Origin of the sequence: Porphyromonas sp. KLE 1280 (genome assembly GCF_000700805.1) — a bacterium.
Taxonomy (GTDB): Bacteria; Bacteroidota; Bacteroidia; order Bacteroidales; family Porphyromonadaceae; genus Porphyromonas; species Porphyromonas pasteri.
In genome coordinates this window covers 252830-269304 of record NZ_KL362965.1, presented here as the reverse complement: position 1 = coordinate 269304, position 16475 = coordinate 252830, and the positions used below count along the sequence as shown (strand labels likewise).

9 protein-coding genes are annotated in these 16475 nt (G+C 57.8%); 1 reads left to right on the top strand and 8 read right to left on the bottom strand.

All coding sequences use genetic code 11. The features are described from left to right. Positions 1 to 873 precede the first annotated feature (873 nt). The 6 genes from HMPREF1121_RS07380 to HMPREF1121_RS07355 all read right to left on the bottom strand — a co-directional run bounded on the left by HMPREF1121_RS07380 (position 874) and on the right by HMPREF1121_RS07355 (position 9306). Positions 874 to 1476, bottom strand: a complete 603-nt coding sequence (locus tag HMPREF1121_RS07380; protein WP_084152018.1) for a ribonuclease HII — start codon at positions 1474 to 1476, stop codon at positions 874 to 876. A gap of 25 nt (positions 1477 to 1501) precedes the next feature. Then, a complete protein-coding gene (locus HMPREF1121_RS07375) occupies positions 1502 to 2722 on the bottom strand; it encodes an aminotransferase class V-fold PLP-dependent enzyme (RefSeq protein ID WP_044115610.1) in 1221 nt (406 codons plus the stop codon). A gap of 149 nt (positions 2723 to 2871) precedes the next feature. Then, entirely contained in the window at positions 2872 to 3981 is a 1110-nt protein-coding gene (locus HMPREF1121_RS07370; protein WP_044115609.1) for a DUF4876 domain-containing protein, read from the bottom strand. 25 nt (positions 3982 to 4006) lie between these two features. Continuing rightward, the gene (locus HMPREF1121_RS07365; protein WP_232223766.1) at positions 4007 to 5425 is read right to left on the bottom strand and encodes a hypothetical protein; all 1419 of its coding nucleotides are present in this window, start codon (positions 5423 to 5425) and stop codon (positions 4007 to 4009) included. A gap of 15 nt (positions 5426 to 5440) precedes the next feature. Continuing rightward, a complete protein-coding gene (locus tag HMPREF1121_RS07360; protein ID WP_044115639.1) occupies positions 5441 to 6874 on the bottom strand; it encodes a hypothetical protein in 1434 nt (477 codons plus the stop codon). A gap of 11 nt (positions 6875 to 6885) precedes the next feature. Further along, positions 6886 to 9306, bottom strand: coding sequence for a TonB-dependent receptor (locus tag HMPREF1121_RS07355; protein WP_232223765.1), 2421 nt, complete (start codon positions 9304 to 9306; stop codon positions 6886 to 6888). A 1058-nt stretch (positions 9307 to 10364) separates the two neighbouring features. Here HMPREF1121_RS07355 and mnmA point away from each other — a divergent pair. Next, the gene (mnmA, locus tag HMPREF1121_RS07345; protein ID WP_232223764.1) at positions 10365 to 11537 is read left to right on the top strand and encodes a tRNA 2-thiouridine(34) synthase MnmA; all 1173 of its coding nucleotides are present in this window, start codon (positions 10365 to 10367) and stop codon (positions 11535 to 11537) included. A 121-nt stretch (positions 11538 to 11658) separates the two neighbouring features. On the opposite strand, the gene HMPREF1121_RS07340 is transcribed toward mnmA, so the two are convergent. Together HMPREF1121_RS07340 and HMPREF1121_RS07335 are read right to left on the bottom strand one after the other, a co-directional pair. Further along, positions 11659 to 13452, bottom strand: a complete 1794-nt coding sequence (locus HMPREF1121_RS07340) for a hypothetical protein (RefSeq protein WP_044115604.1) — start codon at positions 13450 to 13452, stop codon at positions 11659 to 11661. Continuing rightward, positions 13449 to 16472 carry a tetratricopeptide repeat protein gene (locus HMPREF1121_RS07335; RefSeq protein WP_044115603.1) on the bottom strand — a complete coding sequence of 1008 codons (3024 nt, stop codon included), beginning with the start codon at positions 16470 to 16472 and terminating at the stop codon, positions 13449 to 13451. The genes HMPREF1121_RS07340 and HMPREF1121_RS07335 overlap by 4 nt, the downstream gene beginning before the upstream one ends. Positions 16473 to 16475 lie beyond the last annotated feature (3 nt).

Below are 16475 nucleotides of genomic sequence, written 5' to 3'. Positions count from 1 at the left end.
AAGCACGCAGGTTGTATACTAACTTATTATATATGCTCTACGTTGTTTTCTCGTTTGTTTTTATCAAGTATGTCAATGATCGCTAAGAGGGCCGCTGGTGTGAACCTTGTGACACCTCTTTTGAGTCAATCATAAGTAAGTCACCTTACTTATATCGTCGTCGCTAACGTCTGTCTTCCCTTCCTCAGCTACCCTCGCTTGGGTTAGCTCTTATTCGAGGCGGTTCGTTTCTCGTTTGCGGTTGCAAAGATAGAGCAAAAACTAAATACAAACCAAATCTCAACGCAAAATATTTCTCAACACGCCCGCCAGAGTTGCATTCATTTCCCCATAAGCAAGCAACTTACAAGGGGTGAAAAAAAATTTCATTCTCTTGGGGGAGATGGGCGATTTCGTGGGGGAAGAACGAGGGAGTTAAGCGGGGAAGAGGTCCGCTTGGTGGGGATGAAAGGCGCGCGGGAAGGGAAAAGCCACCGCATACTCCCCTATTCCTTTTGAGTAGATGCAGACATGAGTGATATCATCCTATATTGGTCGGCGGGTGAACCTATATAGGTCGGTGCTTTGACCAATATAGGTTGCTTTCGTGACCTATATAGGTTCACCCGCCGACCAATATAGCTTCGCACCACCCTACTAAAGGTAGCCTTCCCACTACCCCCGCCAAAGAAGAAAAGCAACCAGTACTGGTCACCACTCCGACCAGTACTAGTTACTATTAGTGACCAGTACTACTTCGCCGGCTGACCAGTACTGCTCCGACCACCGACCAGTACTGGTCGATTTAACTACCTATATATAATAGTAGGCGCCCCGCTGCTGGCTATACACAGCCAAGCAACGGGGCGCTATACATTATATATAAGGAGTGGATCAGACCAAGCGGAAGGTCATTCGATGGATGGGCGACGGGCCTAAGTCAGCGATGGCACGACGGTGCGCTGGCGTCGGGTAGCCCTTGTGCCCTGCGAAGCCATAGCCTGGGTAGCGGGCGTCTTCGGCGAGCATCAGCTCATCACGGTGCGTCTTCGCGAGGATCGAAGCGGCAGCGATGCTTGCAAACGTGGCATCCCCCTTGACGATACACTCGTGGGGGATGTCGTGGTAGGGCTTGAAGCGGTTGCCGTCAATAAGGAGTAGCTCGGGGCGAAGCAGTAAGTCGTCTATTGCACGATGCATCGCGAGGAAGGAGGCCTGCAGAATGTTGATCTCATCAATCTCCTCGGGGGAAACAATCCCGATACCCCACGCCAGAGCCGCTTCCTCGATGATCGGGCGGAGCGTGTCACGCTGATGCTCGGAGAGCTGCTTGGAGTCGAAGAGCAGCGGGTGGTAGAAAGTCGGAGGCAAGATCACAGCCGCAGCAACGACGGGGCCGGCTAAGCACCCACGCCCCGCCTCATCACAGCCACACTCCAGACGGCCATCTTCGCCGAAGCTCACGCGCAGGGGCGCGTGTTCCTTCACTGACTTCATAGACCTACTCATCGTAAGCGGGGGCTTAGCTCAGCATAGGGACGACGCGGTGCAGGGCGTCGAAGAAGCGGTCCACCTCCTCACGGGTGTTGTACAGCCCGAAGGAAGCTCGTGCCACCGCCTGATGTCCGTAGGATGCCAAGAGCGGTTCGGCGCAGTGATGCCCCGTGCGGATCGCGATACCCATGCGGTCGAGGAGCGTACCGAGGTCAAAGGGATGGATCTCCCCGATGCCGAAGGAGAGAATACCACCCTTATTGGGTGCTTCGCCGAGGACGAAGCTATCGGGGAATTCACTCTTGAGGCGAGCCGTAGCATAGTGCAGGAGGTCTTCCTCATGCGCTGCGATGGCTTCGATGCCCAGCTCCGTCACGAAGTCGAGCGCACGAGCGAAGGCAGTAGAGCCTACGTAGTCGGGCGTACCAGCCTCGAACTTGAAGGGCAGGCTGTTATATGTAGTCTTCTCGAAGGTCACTCGCTCGATCATCTCTCCCCCACCCATGTACGGCGGCATACGGTCAAGCACCTCGGGGCGACCATAGAGCGCACCGATACCCGTCGGGCCGTAGATCTTGTGCGCGCTGAAGGCATAGAAGTCCGCTCCGATCGCCTCGACATCGGCACGCGTATGTGCGATGGCCTGCGCTCCGTCGATGAGGACGAGGGCACCAGCTTCGTGCGCCAAGCGCGTGATTTCGGCTACGGGATTGACCGTGCCGAGGACGTTGCTGACATGGGCGACGGCGACAAGGCGCGTACGCTCACTGAGCAGGGAGCGATAGGCATCCATATCGATCTCACCTACGGGCGTCAAGGGGATGACACGCAGATGCGCCCCGCGACGCTCGCACATCATCTGCCAAGGCACGATATTCGAGTGGTGCTCCATCGTACTGATGATGATCTCGTCGCCAGCAGAGACGAAGGCTTCGCCAGCGGAAGATGCGACGAGGTTGATGGCCTCCGTAGTGCCACGGGTGAAGATAAGACCTTCGGCTGAGGGCGCTCCGATGAAGTCAGCGACACGACGGCGTGCGGCTTCGTGGTGCTCGGTCGCGATCTGGCTGAGGTAGTGCACACCACGATGAACGTTGGCATTGGCCGAATAATAGGCCTCCTCGATGGTCTGAATGACGCAGCGAGGCTTCTGAGTGGTCGCAGCATTGTCGAGGTAAACGAGGGGCTTACCATAGACCTCCGCTGCGAGTATAGGGAATTGGGCTCTTATATCTTCTACAGAATACATGATCTGATTCGTTTATGAATTCACCTGCAAAAGTACGTAATAATTAGGGCGATGGCATAGAAAAGGCCTCGCCCCCACGGCTTCAAAGAGCACGAGGGGGCGAGGACATAAAGAATGTAGATGAGGAAGCCGGTGCTTCGGAGGAAGGATTACTTCTCCGATGTCGTGGGCTTCTTCAAGCCGAGAGAGGCGGGCTGGACGGTGAAGTCACTGGTCGAATTGTTGTCGTCGACGAACTTCTTCCCGTCCCACTTACGGATAAGTGCGAGGCCAGAGTACTTCTGCCAGTCGCTCTTCGGGAGGTTCTTCGCGCTGACCTCCGTGACGGCATTGTATCCCTTATCGAAGGTATTCTTATAGGGATTGATCTTGTAGCGTCGCTTGGGGCAGACGGTGATGCAGTCCAGCGCCTTGGAGAAGGGGATCTCGATAGCGTAGAAGTCGGCGAAGAGGCTGTTGGTGACATTGATATAATGGCGGTAGCCGAGGCGCTCCTTGGTATCCTGATAGTTCTCGCGGAAGTCCTCAGGCGTCCAGGGGAGCTGTATGAGGGCGATACCGTTCTGCCCAGAGATCTGCTTGATACCGAAGTCCGAGTACTTCGCACCCTTCTTATCTACGCCCGTGAGGATGGGCACGAGGTCGGGGACATTGGGGTTATTCATATGCTGGCGGTCGTAGTCACTGTGCGTCCACTCCCAGTCGGCCTTCGTTAGATCGATGAGGGAGTCCACACCCTTGTAGCGCTTGGGATCCTCGCGCTCTTCGCCATAATCATCGGCCTGCTTATTGAGACGAACGAAGTATTCCTTGGCATGGTCGATGGCATACTTAGCGATGACGACCGTCTGCCCTGGCTGGATCGGATGCTCCTTCCCACTGCCAGGGAAGTAAGAGATCGTCTCGACACCGATATACTTACGGCGGAAGTCCTCCTTCCCTGCGAAGGTACGCTCGTCCGAAGGGTCGAGAGCCGTGGTGCATAGTGCGAGGCCGTCGAGGTACTTGACCTCCGAGGTGGGGTTGAAGATCGTGATGTACTGGTCGTCTTCATACCACGACTTCACGGGAGCGTATCCCCACTCTTCGGGGAAACTCTTCGTGATGACGTGTCCGATGTAGAAGACCTCCTTGATGATGAGGTGGTCAACGGAGGAGCGGGAGTTCGAGCGACGCTGGGGCGCCTCGTTGCGAGCACAGGCCATCAGCCCCGAGAGGAGCACCAAGGCCAAGGCGAAGCGATATATATAAGTGCGCATAGCTGGATATAATGCTGTGAGGAGATTAGAGGAACCAGTTGCCGAAGCCCGAGCCACCACCGATGCCGTGCGTCTGGACATTCTGCGAAGCCTCGAGAGCTTCCTCAGCTGTGAGGCCGATCTCACGACCGAGGTAATAGTAGTAGGGGTCATTGGGGTCAATGGCCGTGGGGTCGGTGTCAAAGCTGCTGCAGAAGACCTTGATAGGGATGTTGAAGCGCAGGACATCCTTCCACTGCGAGTCGGCACCGTAGTCCTTCGGCTCGTCGGGGTTGTACCAGTCTGAGCAGATGAACTTGCTGAGGAAGACGTACGTGGAGTGGCGTGCGAGATAGGAGTCCTTCGGAATCAGCGCCTTCTTGCCCTTCGGGCACTTCATGACGCGCACCGAGAGGTAGAACTTCGGTAGGATGTGCGAAGGGCGAGTGTAGCGCCCACCCTTACCCGTCGTGGGGTCGGTACGGCGTGTGATCTCGAGCGGCCAATCCTTGTGCTTGTCATCATTCTCATCGGCATCGATGTCGAAGTTGAAGTGCCCCTTCAGCCCGACACGGTCTTGGTCATAGGGAGCGACAGCCCAGTCGGCTTCCTTACGCGTGAGAGGAGGGAGGAGGCGCTGGTTGAAGAGCTCGCGCGCACCATCGCCCATCGCATCGTGGATCCACGTGTCGCGGTAGGTGTACTCGAAGATCTTCGGTGTGGCATCAGCACGCTCCTTCCACGTAGTCTTATTCGCGAAGAAGGGCGAAGGCACAGGCGTGTGGTCGATCGTACCACCAGGCTGCCAGGTATCATACTCGTCGTACTTAGCCTGCCAAGTGCCGCGCGTATCGGTCACCTCGTAGGGCTGACCCTTATCATCGACATCGCTTACCGTGAAGAAGATCTGGTACTCGTCGGAGTGATCCAGGATATCATCATTCATCAGACGGCCATTCTTATCGAAGAAATAGAGGCAGAGGCCCCAGCGCTTGAGGCGCCCACCGATGATGCGGATGTAGTCGGGGCCCTGCTTCTTGTCGTACTGCTCGAGGTAGGTCACCGTACTCTGACGCTGCACCTCGACGGTGGGCCAAGAGCCAGCGTTGTTGTGGATGATGACGAACTCCTCCTGCTTCCAGGGGGCATTCGGATAGACGAAGTTCCCGTGCATCATGCCGTCACCGTGGGAGTGGCCTTCCTTGAACATCACGAGACACGTCGCCCAGTCCTTGAACGCACCCTCGGGATCGGGATTGGCAAGGGCTTCGGTGACCTTGATCTTCGAGATGCTATCGACGTAGTGGTCGGCACCACTGTGGGGGATGGTCTTCGTGTTGAGAGGGTTGTCGTCGTAGTTGGGATGGATGTCCCCGAAGACGAACTTATCGCACGCACTGAGCGAGAAGGCGATGAGGCCAAGGACAGTGGCGCGCTTGAGGTGCTTACTGATAGAGGTATTCATAGCGAGGAGTAGGCATTACATGAGGACGACATTGCGACGATAGCGATAGAAGAAGGCTTTGGGGTCGGAGAGCATACGCCAGAGCTCTGCGCGCTGTACCGAGGGGTAGAAGCGGCGGACGTCCTCATAGCACTTCGCTTCGCCGTCCTTCGTATCGGCGATGATGCGCACGGGCAGCGGGTAGTCAATGTCGAAGCTATCCCAGCCAGGCTGGATCTGGTTGAAGTCCCAGAGGTAGCCCCCATCGGGGTTCGCGGCATTGGTGTACTTCGCGGGCTTGGCGACATCTCCCGTGCGCTGCTGACCCTTGGTGAGGATATTACACAGACGCACCTGCAGGAGGAAGGAGATCCCCGCCTGACGGAACTTTAAGATTCCCTTGAAGCCCAGTCGGTCGAGCGGCGCCCCTGCATCGAGGCTACGCTCCTGCTTCAGCAGACCCACCGTCTCGCCATAGCGCTGACGGGGAGCCTCCGTCTCGGGGTCGATGAAGTCATCATTGTATGACTCGTCAAAGAGCTTACCCAGCTCCTCCTCGATGGGATCGGTATCGCGGTAGGTATAGGTGAAGATCTCGGGGACGAGCTGATTAAGGCGCTGGTTGTCGATGCTGCGCACGAGGCGGTACATCGTACCATTGGAGGCACGGAAGGGCTGGAGGGCATCGGGTCGCCCCGTCACCTCGATAGAGCGCCACGCGAGTTCGTTGTCAAAAGGCACGGCATTGCGCCCCAGCTCGAAGCCATCGGGCACGTAGATATTCGATGCGGAGAACTTCGTCGCAGGCTCTGCCTTGCCCCCACGCTCCCTGAAGGTATAGCGGTCGATGTAGTGCGGCACATCGGCCAGCGTGCGGGGGTAAGCGAGCTGGAGCGTCTTAGCCTCATCCTTTGAGCCCTTGCTGAGGGTAAAGTGCCCGACACCGAAGAAGTGCTGGTGCATCATCAGCGTGGAGTTGTCCTCATCGGGCGCGCTGTAGCCGTCCTTCCCCTTGACATAGGGGAAGTTCGTGAACTGGTGGTTGATGAGCATCCCGTTCTGATCGTAGTACTTCAGCTCGAGGCCGTAGACGATCTTATCCGAGGCGACGACATCGAAGTGATCACGCTCCGTCGTCACGGTCATCTGCCCGTTGTCATCCTTGGCGATATCGATCTCCTGGACGATGGGTATGACGGTCTCTTCGCCTGCTATATGATAGGTATTGTAGACGTCGACCATCTCGTCGGCATTCGCACCGACACCGATCTGGCCCGCCTTATAGCCCATGCGCAGGATCGCATGCACGGCATAGATCTGGTCGTGGCCCTTGACGTCACGCTCGATCTCGGAGGGCGGAGCCTGGATGATCTTCTTGAAGAAGTTGTCTACACGTTCATTGGAGCAGCTCCCGAGGAGGCAAGCTACACCGAGAGCGGGGAGGAGGTAGTGAGATATGATGGATTTCATAGTCGCAGTCATTAGAACTTATAGAGCACACGCAGCGAGAAATTCGCGCCACGGGCGTGAGCGTAGTAGCGGAAGCGGTCGGTGTACTCCTTGTAGAGGGCGTTGAGGATATTGTCCCCGACGAGCATCAGTCGTAGGGAGCGGTCGTGGGGAAGGCGCACGCCTACCTCAGCCGTACCATTGAGCAGGAAGTAAGGATCGGGCGAGTCGCTGACGAGGTCCTTGTCGGGATCGAAGCGACGCTGCTTCGTCACATAGATGCTGGAGAGCGAGACGGAGGCGTGGTACTTCTTGTCCCGTGTGAGGTCGAAGTCATACGTCCCCGAGAGGCCGTAGCGGTCGGAGGGCATGAAGGGCAGCCAGTCCTGACGCGTGATATTGCGAGCGAACATCCATTCGCCCTTCCCTACGACAGCAAGCCCAGGCAGTGGGTGCACCGTAGCCTCGATATCCCCCCCATAGAGGTTGACGTCGTCTTGGTCGTAGATGAACTTCGGGTACTTCCCACTGGGGTGGTTGTGGAAGCGATCCTTCCCTGCGCCGATATGGTCGTAGATATAGCTACTGATGCGCTGGTAGAAGGCGCTGGGCTCGATAGAGATCCAGCTATTGCGGTAGCGTGCCCCGATGACGGACTTATAGCCACGCTCGCTGGCGAGGTTACGATTCCCTTCGACCCAATAGGAGCCATCTTGCAGCCCGATAGCGTAGAGCTCGTTGATATCGGGTGGGCGCCACGACCAGCCGATATTCGCACGCACATCCCAGTTCTGATTGATATCATAGTGAGCGGCGAGGCTCGTGGTGAAGTTGCTATACAGCTTGAAGTCGTCGTAGTAGGTGTAGTTGCTCAGGCTGGTGTAGCCGCTGACCGACATCACGCGGAAGTCATAGCGCATACCGAGTGCGGCCTGGAGCTTACCCAGCTCAGCCTTGTGGAGGAAGTAACCCCCCATCGAGAGTGCGGCGAAGTTCGGCACGAAGGCAGGCTGCTTCGTCCCAGGGTAGTTGTAGTTCGTCTGGTAGGTATTCGACGTCCCGACGTCGGTAGTCATCCCCCAGCGGTTCCACTTGGCGTGCCAGAGCACGTCCGCCTTGAAGGTCTTGAGGATGAGGTCCTGCATCGGTATCCAGCTCCAGTCGGCCTTCTTACGGTTCTCGAACTCCTGTCGGAGGTTCTCTTGGAACGAGGCCGTGAAGTCAATGCGGTGGTTATCGCTCAGATTCCACTTCACCTCACCCTTGAGCGTGAAGTGCTGCGACTGCTGGAAGGGAGGCTTGATATCGTAGGAGAAGGGGCGGAAGGTCGATGAATCAGGGCGCCCATATTCGAAGCGCTTGACGAGCTGATCGAGGTCGGAGATCTTGCTGGCGTAATAGATACCGCTACGCTGGTAGTAGAGGCTGGAGTAGACGGTCGCCGTCACGCGTGAGGCGTGGTAGCCGAGCGCTCCCGAGAGGCTGATGGTATTGTAGCCCGTGTTGTTGAGGATATAGTCGGCGGTGCTGTAGTCGCCCCCCTTGGTGTACATCCCGTGCAGGCGAAGCCCCCACTTGCCGTAGCCCGCTTCGAGGCTTGCCGAACCGCTGACACCTCGTGCATTGGTATCGTAGCCGACGTTCGCCTTGCCATGGATCTCGATCTTCTCCTTGCCAAAGGGTAGCGGCGCATCATTCAGAAGGACGACGCCCCCCATGGCACCGAAGCCGTAGCGGATACACTCGGCACCCTTGACGACCTCTACCATGCTCGAGCCCGTATAGTCCAGCTCAGGGGCATGGTCAGCGCCCCAGCTCTGGCTCTCCAGACGGACACCATTATTCATCAGTAGGATACGGCTACTGTGCATCCCCTGGATCACGGGCTTAGCGATAGTGCTACCCGAGCTAATCGAGCTGACACCAGGGATGGTCTCCAGCAGCTTGGCAAGCGAAGTAGCACCCCCTCGCTCGATAGTCTTGCGGTCGATGGTCGCCGTCTGCTGGAGGTTAGAGGTATGACGCTTCTGCGCCGTGACCTCGACCTTGGAGATGACCTGCGCATCCTCCTGCATCTGCAGGGTGATACTGCGCGAGGCGGGGACAGCGACCGTACGCGAGAGGCGCTGATAGCCCACACAAGAGATCTCAACATGGACACTCGTGGGAGCGGAGCGGAAGCGCAGGGTGGCATGCCCCGCCTTGTCCGTCATCGTAGGACTCACCGCCGTAGCACAGCGGATGACCGCCCCGATGATGGGCTGGCGTGTGGCTTGGTCGAGGATGGTGATCGTGAGTTGCTCCCGCGCACTTTGCTCGGCGGGGGCGAGCTCCTCGGTAGTAGTAGCCCCGAGGGGATGGGGCGCGAGGGCAAGGGCTGAGGTGAGTACGAGACCGAAGAGGCCAAGGCGCACCGAGCCCATAGAATGGAGTTTACAGTTTGCTTTCCACATAGTCGTGGGGAGGGCGGAGTGGTGTGTAGTCACTCCTATCTTAGGAGGGTTGGATAATAGGAAGGAGGTCGGTGAGGGCGAGCTCTTCAAGGTCGTGAGGCCGCTTCATGGTGCGGGCATGTGGCTCGCTCACCTATGAGAAGGTAGTCAGAGATATGGCTGTGGCTTACAGCTCTCATCAGGAGGTAGAGGTTTGATTCATTCGCTATCGGCTAAGTTAGAGATCGAATGTGTACTATCGACGCTGCAAAATTAGGGCAAACAGTGGCCCATTACCCTCCCCTTTTGTTGGTATTTATTGCCCGCCTCTACCTACCTATATGTACCCTTCTCAGGCAAAGGGCCGTATTTAACGACCCTTATACGGCCCTTATACCCCGCAAAATTGGGCATTATGACGCGTGAGGGAAAGAAGCCTAGCTCCCACAGAGTGACCGCTTCAATAGGCACTCTTGGCTTGATAGTATGTGGGGGCGTGACGCGAGCAATATAAGAGGAGACTATTGCCGAGAGTCCTGTCCTCTATTTCGAGTGCTAAGGTATCGCACGCCCAGCTCCCCGATACACCTCTCCGAAGTGACCGAGCAAGCCCCTCGCCTTATCACGAGTATTCCTCTTATCCAGCGGAGGGAAAAGCATCGTTCTCGTGAAGAAAAAAGCGCCTTCACGTAGGGGTTTTCCTCTGTCTATGTACGTAGTTTTAAAGACCTGGTACATAAATCCAAATATCCACGTACGTAGATATTAAATCCACGTACGTAGTCTAAACTTATCTGCTACTTGCTCACAACTTTTATCCCTACGCAGAGCAACAACCTAATATGGTGAGCCTTCCAAAGCAATAGTGGTATGAAGTACAAACGAGTAGTAGATGACACCCGTACCACTATTCACTCAATGTACAAACGAATAGTGGATTGAGCACGGAGCAATAGTCGGACGCGTGCAGAGCAGTAGTTGTTTGAAGGCCCGACTGCTTGAGCTTCCCCCCTGCCTCTTGAGGAGGGCACACGAGCCCCCCCCGCCAAAGAGCACGGGAATTGCAGTACCTTTGTAGTATGCAGAAGCAAGATCTCATAGCGCCCCTACAGGAGCGCATCCGCCGAAGTGGGCTCACCGAGCCCCGCATCGCCGTCCTCGTCTCAGGGGGGGTCGATAGCTCCGTCGTCGTCCACCTCCTCACCGAGGCGGGCTACCGCCCTACCCTCTTCTACATCCAGATCGGTATGGAGGAGAAGGGCTTCACGGACTGCTCGTGGGAGGATGATCTGGAGATCGTGCGCCATCTGGCACACCGCTATGACTGCCCTCTCGAGGTCGTCTCGCTACATGACGAGTATTGGGCGAACGTCGTCCAGTACACCATCGACACCGTACGCCGTGGCCTCACCCCGAACCCCGACATGATGTGCAATAAGCTCATCAAGTTCGGTTGCTTCGAGGAGAAGTGGGGCAAGGACTTCGACTTCATCGCTACGGGGCACTACGCCACGACGACCTTCGTCGGCGATCAGCTCTATCTGGCTACGGCTCCCGACCCCGTGAAGGATCAGACGGACTTCCTCGCACAGATCAACTTCCGCCAAGTCTCCAAGCTTCTCTTTCCCACCGGTCACCTCCTCAAGAGCGAGGTACGCCGTATCGCCGAAGAGGCGCATCTGCTGAGCGCTAACCGCAAGGATAGTCAGGGTATTTGCTTCCTCGGGAAGGTGAACTACAACGAGTTCATCGAGCGCGCCCTCGGACAGAAGGAAGGCCTCATCATCGAGCGTGAGACGGGGAAGATCCTCGGCAAGCATAAGGGCTACTGGTTCCACACCATCGGTCAGCGCAAGGGCCTCGGGCTGAGTGGTGGACCCTGGTTCGTCGTGAAGAAGAACATCCGTCGCAATATCATCTTGGTCAGTCAGGGCTATGACCCCGCCGACCAGTACGGCGAACACATCGGTATGGAGACCTGCGACTTCATCAGCCACGACCCTTGGCAGTACGCCGCCGAGGTACGTGGACTGGATGCTCCCCTCTCCCGTGAGGAGTCAGTGGAGATTACCTTCAAGGTGCGCCATACCCCCGACTTCACACGCGGGCGACTTAGCTACGACCCCGCCTCGGGCTACCTCATCGAGAGCGAAGAGCCTATCCAAGGCATTGCCCCAGGCCAATATGCCGTGCTCTACGACACCGAGCACCGCATCTGCTTCGGTAGCGGTATGATCACACGCGGCTTCTAAGCGCCTTTCACGGCGAAGCCCCCACGAAAGAAAAGCGGTACGGCCGCCTCGAGCACGATGCTCGAGGCGGCCGTACCGCTTTTAGCTTAGGCAAGACGCGGGGGAGAACCCCCGCATCCGCTTAGAAGGTGAACTGCAGACCGCCCTGCAGGAGCATAGGCTGCGACGTATAGCCGTACCAGCGCGTAGCCCCAGCGAGGATAGGTGCACGAAGCTCTGCCGTCAGGCTCAGGCGCTTCGTCAGCGAGTAGACAGCATCGGCATGGAGCAGATGGAGCTGACGCAGACGCGTGATCGAGCCGTCGAGGTCGTAACTCTTCAGTGCCGTGGCGAACTCATAGCCACCACGGACGCTGAGGTTGGGCACCATATTCAGCTCCACAAGGGCCGAAGCCGTGAAGGTAGGACGCGAGAGGATCATAGCCGTCGTCGTGTAGTGGGCATAGACCCCACGCAGAGCAGCCGAGAAGAGACCGCGGTAGTTGTAGGCCAGCTGTACCCCGACGTTCTGCTCCTTATAGTCCACGTAAGAGGGACGGAAGCGCACGGGCATGAAGTAGGCCGTCGAAGCCGCAGCACCCGAAGGCAGCGAGAGCGATGCGGGGAAGTAATCCACGGCACCCTTATGATCGGCATAGCGGACGAAGGCTTCGATCGAGAAGGCACTCGCGATCGTCGTAGAGGCCGTCAGCTTAGCATCGTAGACACGCTCATAGCGTCCAGCGAATGCCTCGGCATCGATGAAGGGCGACTCAAGGGGCTGGGCACGTAGGCTGTGACGCACCAGCTCGGCATCCGTCTCCAGTCGCAGACCAAAGGCCGAGCCCAGACGCAGGCGAGCATCGATCTTCGGGAAGAGGACGAAGTGTGCGTTGTAGTGGTCATTCCCCGTGAGGATACGCAGACCACCGAGAGTACGCCAAGAGAGCTGGTCATTAGCATCCTCTGCCAGGATATAGGGCGCCCCCGTGAGGATCATGCGCGAGCTGGCCGTACGGCTCTGAGGGAAGCCATAGAGGATAGGCTCCGTGCTGGTCAGACGACCCAGCGACCACGATCCCAGCGCACCGACGCGCGCCATGCTGCTGATACGGTAAGAGAGGTTCGCACGAAGCTCGGGGAGGAACTCCTTGAACTTATTAAGCACCACGCCTGGAGCTTCCTCAGCGACATTAGCCGCCGTATAGTCGAAGCCAGCGGAGAAGTCATACAGCCAGTCCTCCGTGAAGTCCTCTTCGGTAGCGTAGCGAGCCGAGAGAGAGACCTCCGTGGCACGACGACGCAGGTCGGGCACCGTAGCAGACTGCGCCACCCCACCACCAGCTGGAGGAGCGACCAGCGAGAGGCCGTAGTAGTTGTAACCGTGCTGACCGAAGTCCAGACCGAGTGACAGCGCAGCGTCCTCGAACTGGTGGCCATAGTTCGCTCCGAGGCGCCAAGCCTTCTCCCAGCCCTTGACTCTCTGACCAAGCTCGGTCTGGATGCTGGGGTTGGCAAAGTTGTAGCGGCCGTAGACATCAAGGCGGTCGGTCTTCGTCGAAAGGATGCTCAGGCCTGCACCCGCCTTGAAGCTGATGGGCACACCAGCAGAGGCGAAGGCATAGCCACGCTGCTTCGAGCGCTCAAAGCCCCCACGAGGTGCCGTCAGAGCACCTAAGGGTGAGACGCTGGGGCGCAACGTGAAGGGGATGGGCGTATCCAGATAGGAGTGACGCACAGGGCTGAGGTTGGGAGCCGGCACCGTATAGGAGAGGTCACGGGGCTGACGCGCGGAGAGAGAGACCTCCTCCTCGGTCATCACGGTGAGCTCACGACGCAGGGTATCGGCACGCTTCGTCTTAGCCTCCTGAGCAGAGAGTACAGAGCTCGAGAGGAGCGCAATAGCAGCTATAGGGATGATTGCAAGCTTCTTCATTTCTTATTCTGGTAGGAGGTGAGACGTTCGTTGATCATCTGAGCGATATCATCGTCAGTGCCCTTGTAGTTGTCACGCAGGCTCTCGAGATACTGCTGGGCGACATAGGTCTCACCCTGCTTGTGATAGCAGTCAGCGAGGAGCAGGAAGGCACGTGCCAGCCAGTACTGCTGTGGCGTACCCTTAGCGATGAAGGCATCGAGCTGCTTCTTCGTCTCCTTCACCTTGCCGGCGCGGAAGAGAAGCGTAGAGTGGCGGATGTAGCCTTCAGCACCGTAGGCAGTATCGAAGTTCTTGAGCAGGGGCTCATAGGTCTTCATAGCCTTGCCGGTAGCACCCGTAGCCTCTTCGCTCTTACCCTGGATGAGGAGGAGCTCACCCTGAGTAGCTGCGGGGAGGTCGCTACGCTTCAGGAGGCTCTCGGTCGTAGAGATCGAGCGCTTGTAGTCCTTCGCTTCGTAGGCTGCACGCGAGAGAGCAAGCCCGTAGCGCAAGTGCTGGGGAGCTTCCAGCCCTTCGATAGCGTAGAGGCTGGACCAGGCATCGAGGGCCTCGCGCTTCTTACCACCATCGTTGTAGATCTTCGTCAGAGCTTCGAGGGCGGGGATACGCAGGTCGAGGGAGCGTGCGGGAGCAGAGAGCTTCTTGTAGAGCGCCTCGGCTTCGTCGCTGCGGCCCTGCTGGGCGTAGTGACCAGCCAGGAGGAGCTCAGCACGACCGGCCTCACGGCTGGCGGGATAGGAGCGAACGAAGGACTCGAGGTCTGCAATAGAAGCATTCTTATCCTTCTTGTATCGGCTCTCAAGAGAGAGGTACTGCAGGTGTGCCTTCTCACTCTCTGAGGGCGTCAGCTGCTTGCCGAGAGTAGAGGCATAGGCCGTGTACTCATCGACGCGGTCCAGACTGACGTAGATATTCTTGAGGTCAGAGAGTGCGGAGCGAGCTTCTTCACTCTCAGGGTAGCGGGCGATGAGGTCCTTGTAGGCCTTGATAGCCTCCTCGGTACGCCCGTTATTGTAGGCCAGCATCGCACGCTCCATAGCACCGAGGCGCGCATACTGGGTATCGGGATAGCTCTTGACAAGCTGGTTGAAGACAGCGGTCGCCTCTTCGGGACGCGCCTTGCTCAGCACCAGCGCACGGCCCTTGTCGTAGAGGACCTCAGGCAGATGCGTGGACTCGGGGTGCGTCTTGATGATGCGATCGAGCGTCTCGATCTGCTTCTGATACTGCCCCCAGCGGCCGTAGATCGTAGCGATACGATAGAGAGCTTCGTCACTCCCCGAAGGCATACCCTCGTCAGCACGACGGTAGAGAGATAGAGCCTCTGCGCTCTTCTTCTGGATGAGCTGGCAGTCTCCCATGCGGGAGAGGGCATCGGCACGACGCAGAGCATCATCGCCAGAGCTTGACTGCGTGAAGGCTTCGAAGGAGCGGTAAGCCGTGGCGTACTGCTTCTGATTGTAGCGAGCGTAGCCCTGGATATAATATGCCAGCGCAGGAGCTGCACCCGTAGCGATACTCTTCGATGCAGCAGACTCAGCAGCAGCATACTCGCCACGCTCCAGAGCACTCGAGGCAGCGAGGAGATGAGCCTGAGCCGTGTACTCGTTCTTCGTACCGAGCGTGACGGCACGATTCAGATAGTCATTAGCACGGGCATAGTCGCGAGAAGCCAAAGCACCTTCACCGAGACGAAGCAGGACGTACTGCTTGGCTTCGCTCAGCTCAGCACTCTTGACCTGCAGACGATCCAGCGTAGCGAGCGACTCAGCATAGTCCTTATTCGTCAGGAAGATACTCTTCATGAGCTGGAGGATCTGAGGACGGTAGCTGGAGTTGGGGAACTCGGTGACGAAGGTCTCAGCCATGCGGACGGTCTGACCGAAGTTCGAGCGCTGCGTCTCGTCCTGCAGGAGGATCCCATTGTACAGCGCGTACTCGCGTACTCGCTCGGTAGCCCCAGGGTGCTGGCCTGCACGGCTAAATGCTAGAGCAGCCTCGCTCGTGCGCTGGAGCTTGAGGCGATCATTACCAAGGAGGAAGAGCCCCTGTGCACCGATAGCAGAGCTACTCTCTGAGGCAGCACTCAACGGACGAAGCGCTTCTTCGTAGCGCCCCTTAGCATAGAGTGAAGTACCGAGGGCATAGCTCTCCTCTGCCGTGGGCTTATAGTCCTCGAGCTCCTGTAGGGGCTGGAGGGTGCGGATAGCTTGATCATAATTGCCATCAGCATAGTAGGATTGCCCAATGACTGACTGGAAGGAAGCACGCGAAGCCATCTCGGGATAGCGACGCTGGAGGTCACTCGCACGACGCTGAGCCGTCTTAGCATCCTCCGTAGCGAAGGAGAGCAGAGCCAGCTGATAGGCGGCCTCGGGAGCGAGGTCGCTGGAGTAATCATTGCGTGAGAAGATCGCACGAGCCTCCTGAATATCCCCGCGTGCCCAAGCCACAGAGCCGAGGTAGATGAGAGCCTGCTCCCCGATGACAGAGGAGTCTTCGCTCGCAGAGAGGAGGAGGCGCTGAGCTTCATCCAGGTCAGCTGCACTTCTCTGGTCGGCCAGGATCGTGTAGGCAAGAGCTAAGTCGTACTGAGCAGCCTCACGAGGAGAGAGTGCCGAGCGCTTGACCTGCTCGAGCTGCGTACGGGCAAGAGGGAGGAGCCCCTGATCGACATACACCAGAGCGAGCAAGAGCTCTGCTGAGGGACGATCAAGAGAGCCTGGATGCTCCTTGAGGAAGCGTGTGAGGACAGCGTCAGGAGACGTCTCCTCGGTCATCAGACGAGCTACCGCCTCACGATAGGGCTGGTGCTCGGTGAGTAATGGTAAAGCACGCAGGCGAGGCAGGTCGTGCCGGAAGCCTACATAATTGCGGCTCACAAAGTCCTGCTGCAGCTGAGTCAGGATAGTCCGATCAGGACGCACCTCCAGGACCTGGCTTGCAAGCGGGCTTAGAGCAAGAGAAGCACACCCCAGAGAGAGGATGAGTCGCTTGATCGTCTTCTTCGTAGTCATATA

What these genes read in the sequence shown, in the direction of transcription:
- HMPREF1121_RS07340 (WP_044115604.1), bottom strand. Translation starts at nt 13,452, where the DNA reads ATGAAGAAGCTTGCAATCATCCCTATAGCTGCTATTGCGCTCCTCTCG.
- HMPREF1121_RS07380 (WP_084152018.1), bottom strand. Translation starts at nt 1,476, where the DNA reads ATGAAGTCAGTGAAGGAACACGCGCCCCTGCGCGTGAGCTTCGGCGAA.
- HMPREF1121_RS07335 (WP_044115603.1), bottom strand. Translation starts at nt 16,472, where the DNA reads ATGACTACGAAGAAGACGATCAAGCGACTCATCCTCTCTCTGGGGTGT.
- HMPREF1121_RS07355 (WP_232223765.1), bottom strand. Translation starts at nt 9,306, where the DNA reads ATGTGGAAAGCAAACTGTAAACTCCATTCTATGGGCTCGGTGCGCCTT.
- mnmA (WP_232223764.1), top strand. Translation starts at nt 10,365, where the DNA reads ATGCAGAAGCAAGATCTCATAGCGCCCCTACAGGAGCGCATCCGCCGA.
- HMPREF1121_RS07375 (WP_044115610.1), bottom strand. Translation starts at nt 2,722, where the DNA reads ATGTATTCTGTAGAAGATATAAGAGCCCAATTCCCTATACTCGCAGCG.
- HMPREF1121_RS07370 (WP_044115609.1), bottom strand. Translation starts at nt 3,981, where the DNA reads ATGCGCACTTATATATATCGCTTCGCCTTGGCCTTGGTGCTCCTCTCG.
- HMPREF1121_RS07360 (WP_044115639.1), bottom strand. Translation starts at nt 6,874, where the DNA reads ATGAAATCCATCATATCTCACTACCTCCTCCCCGCTCTCGGTGTAGCT.
- HMPREF1121_RS07365 (WP_232223766.1), bottom strand. Translation starts at nt 5,425, where the DNA reads ATGAATACCTCTATCAGTAAGCACCTCAAGCGCGCCACTGTCCTTGGC.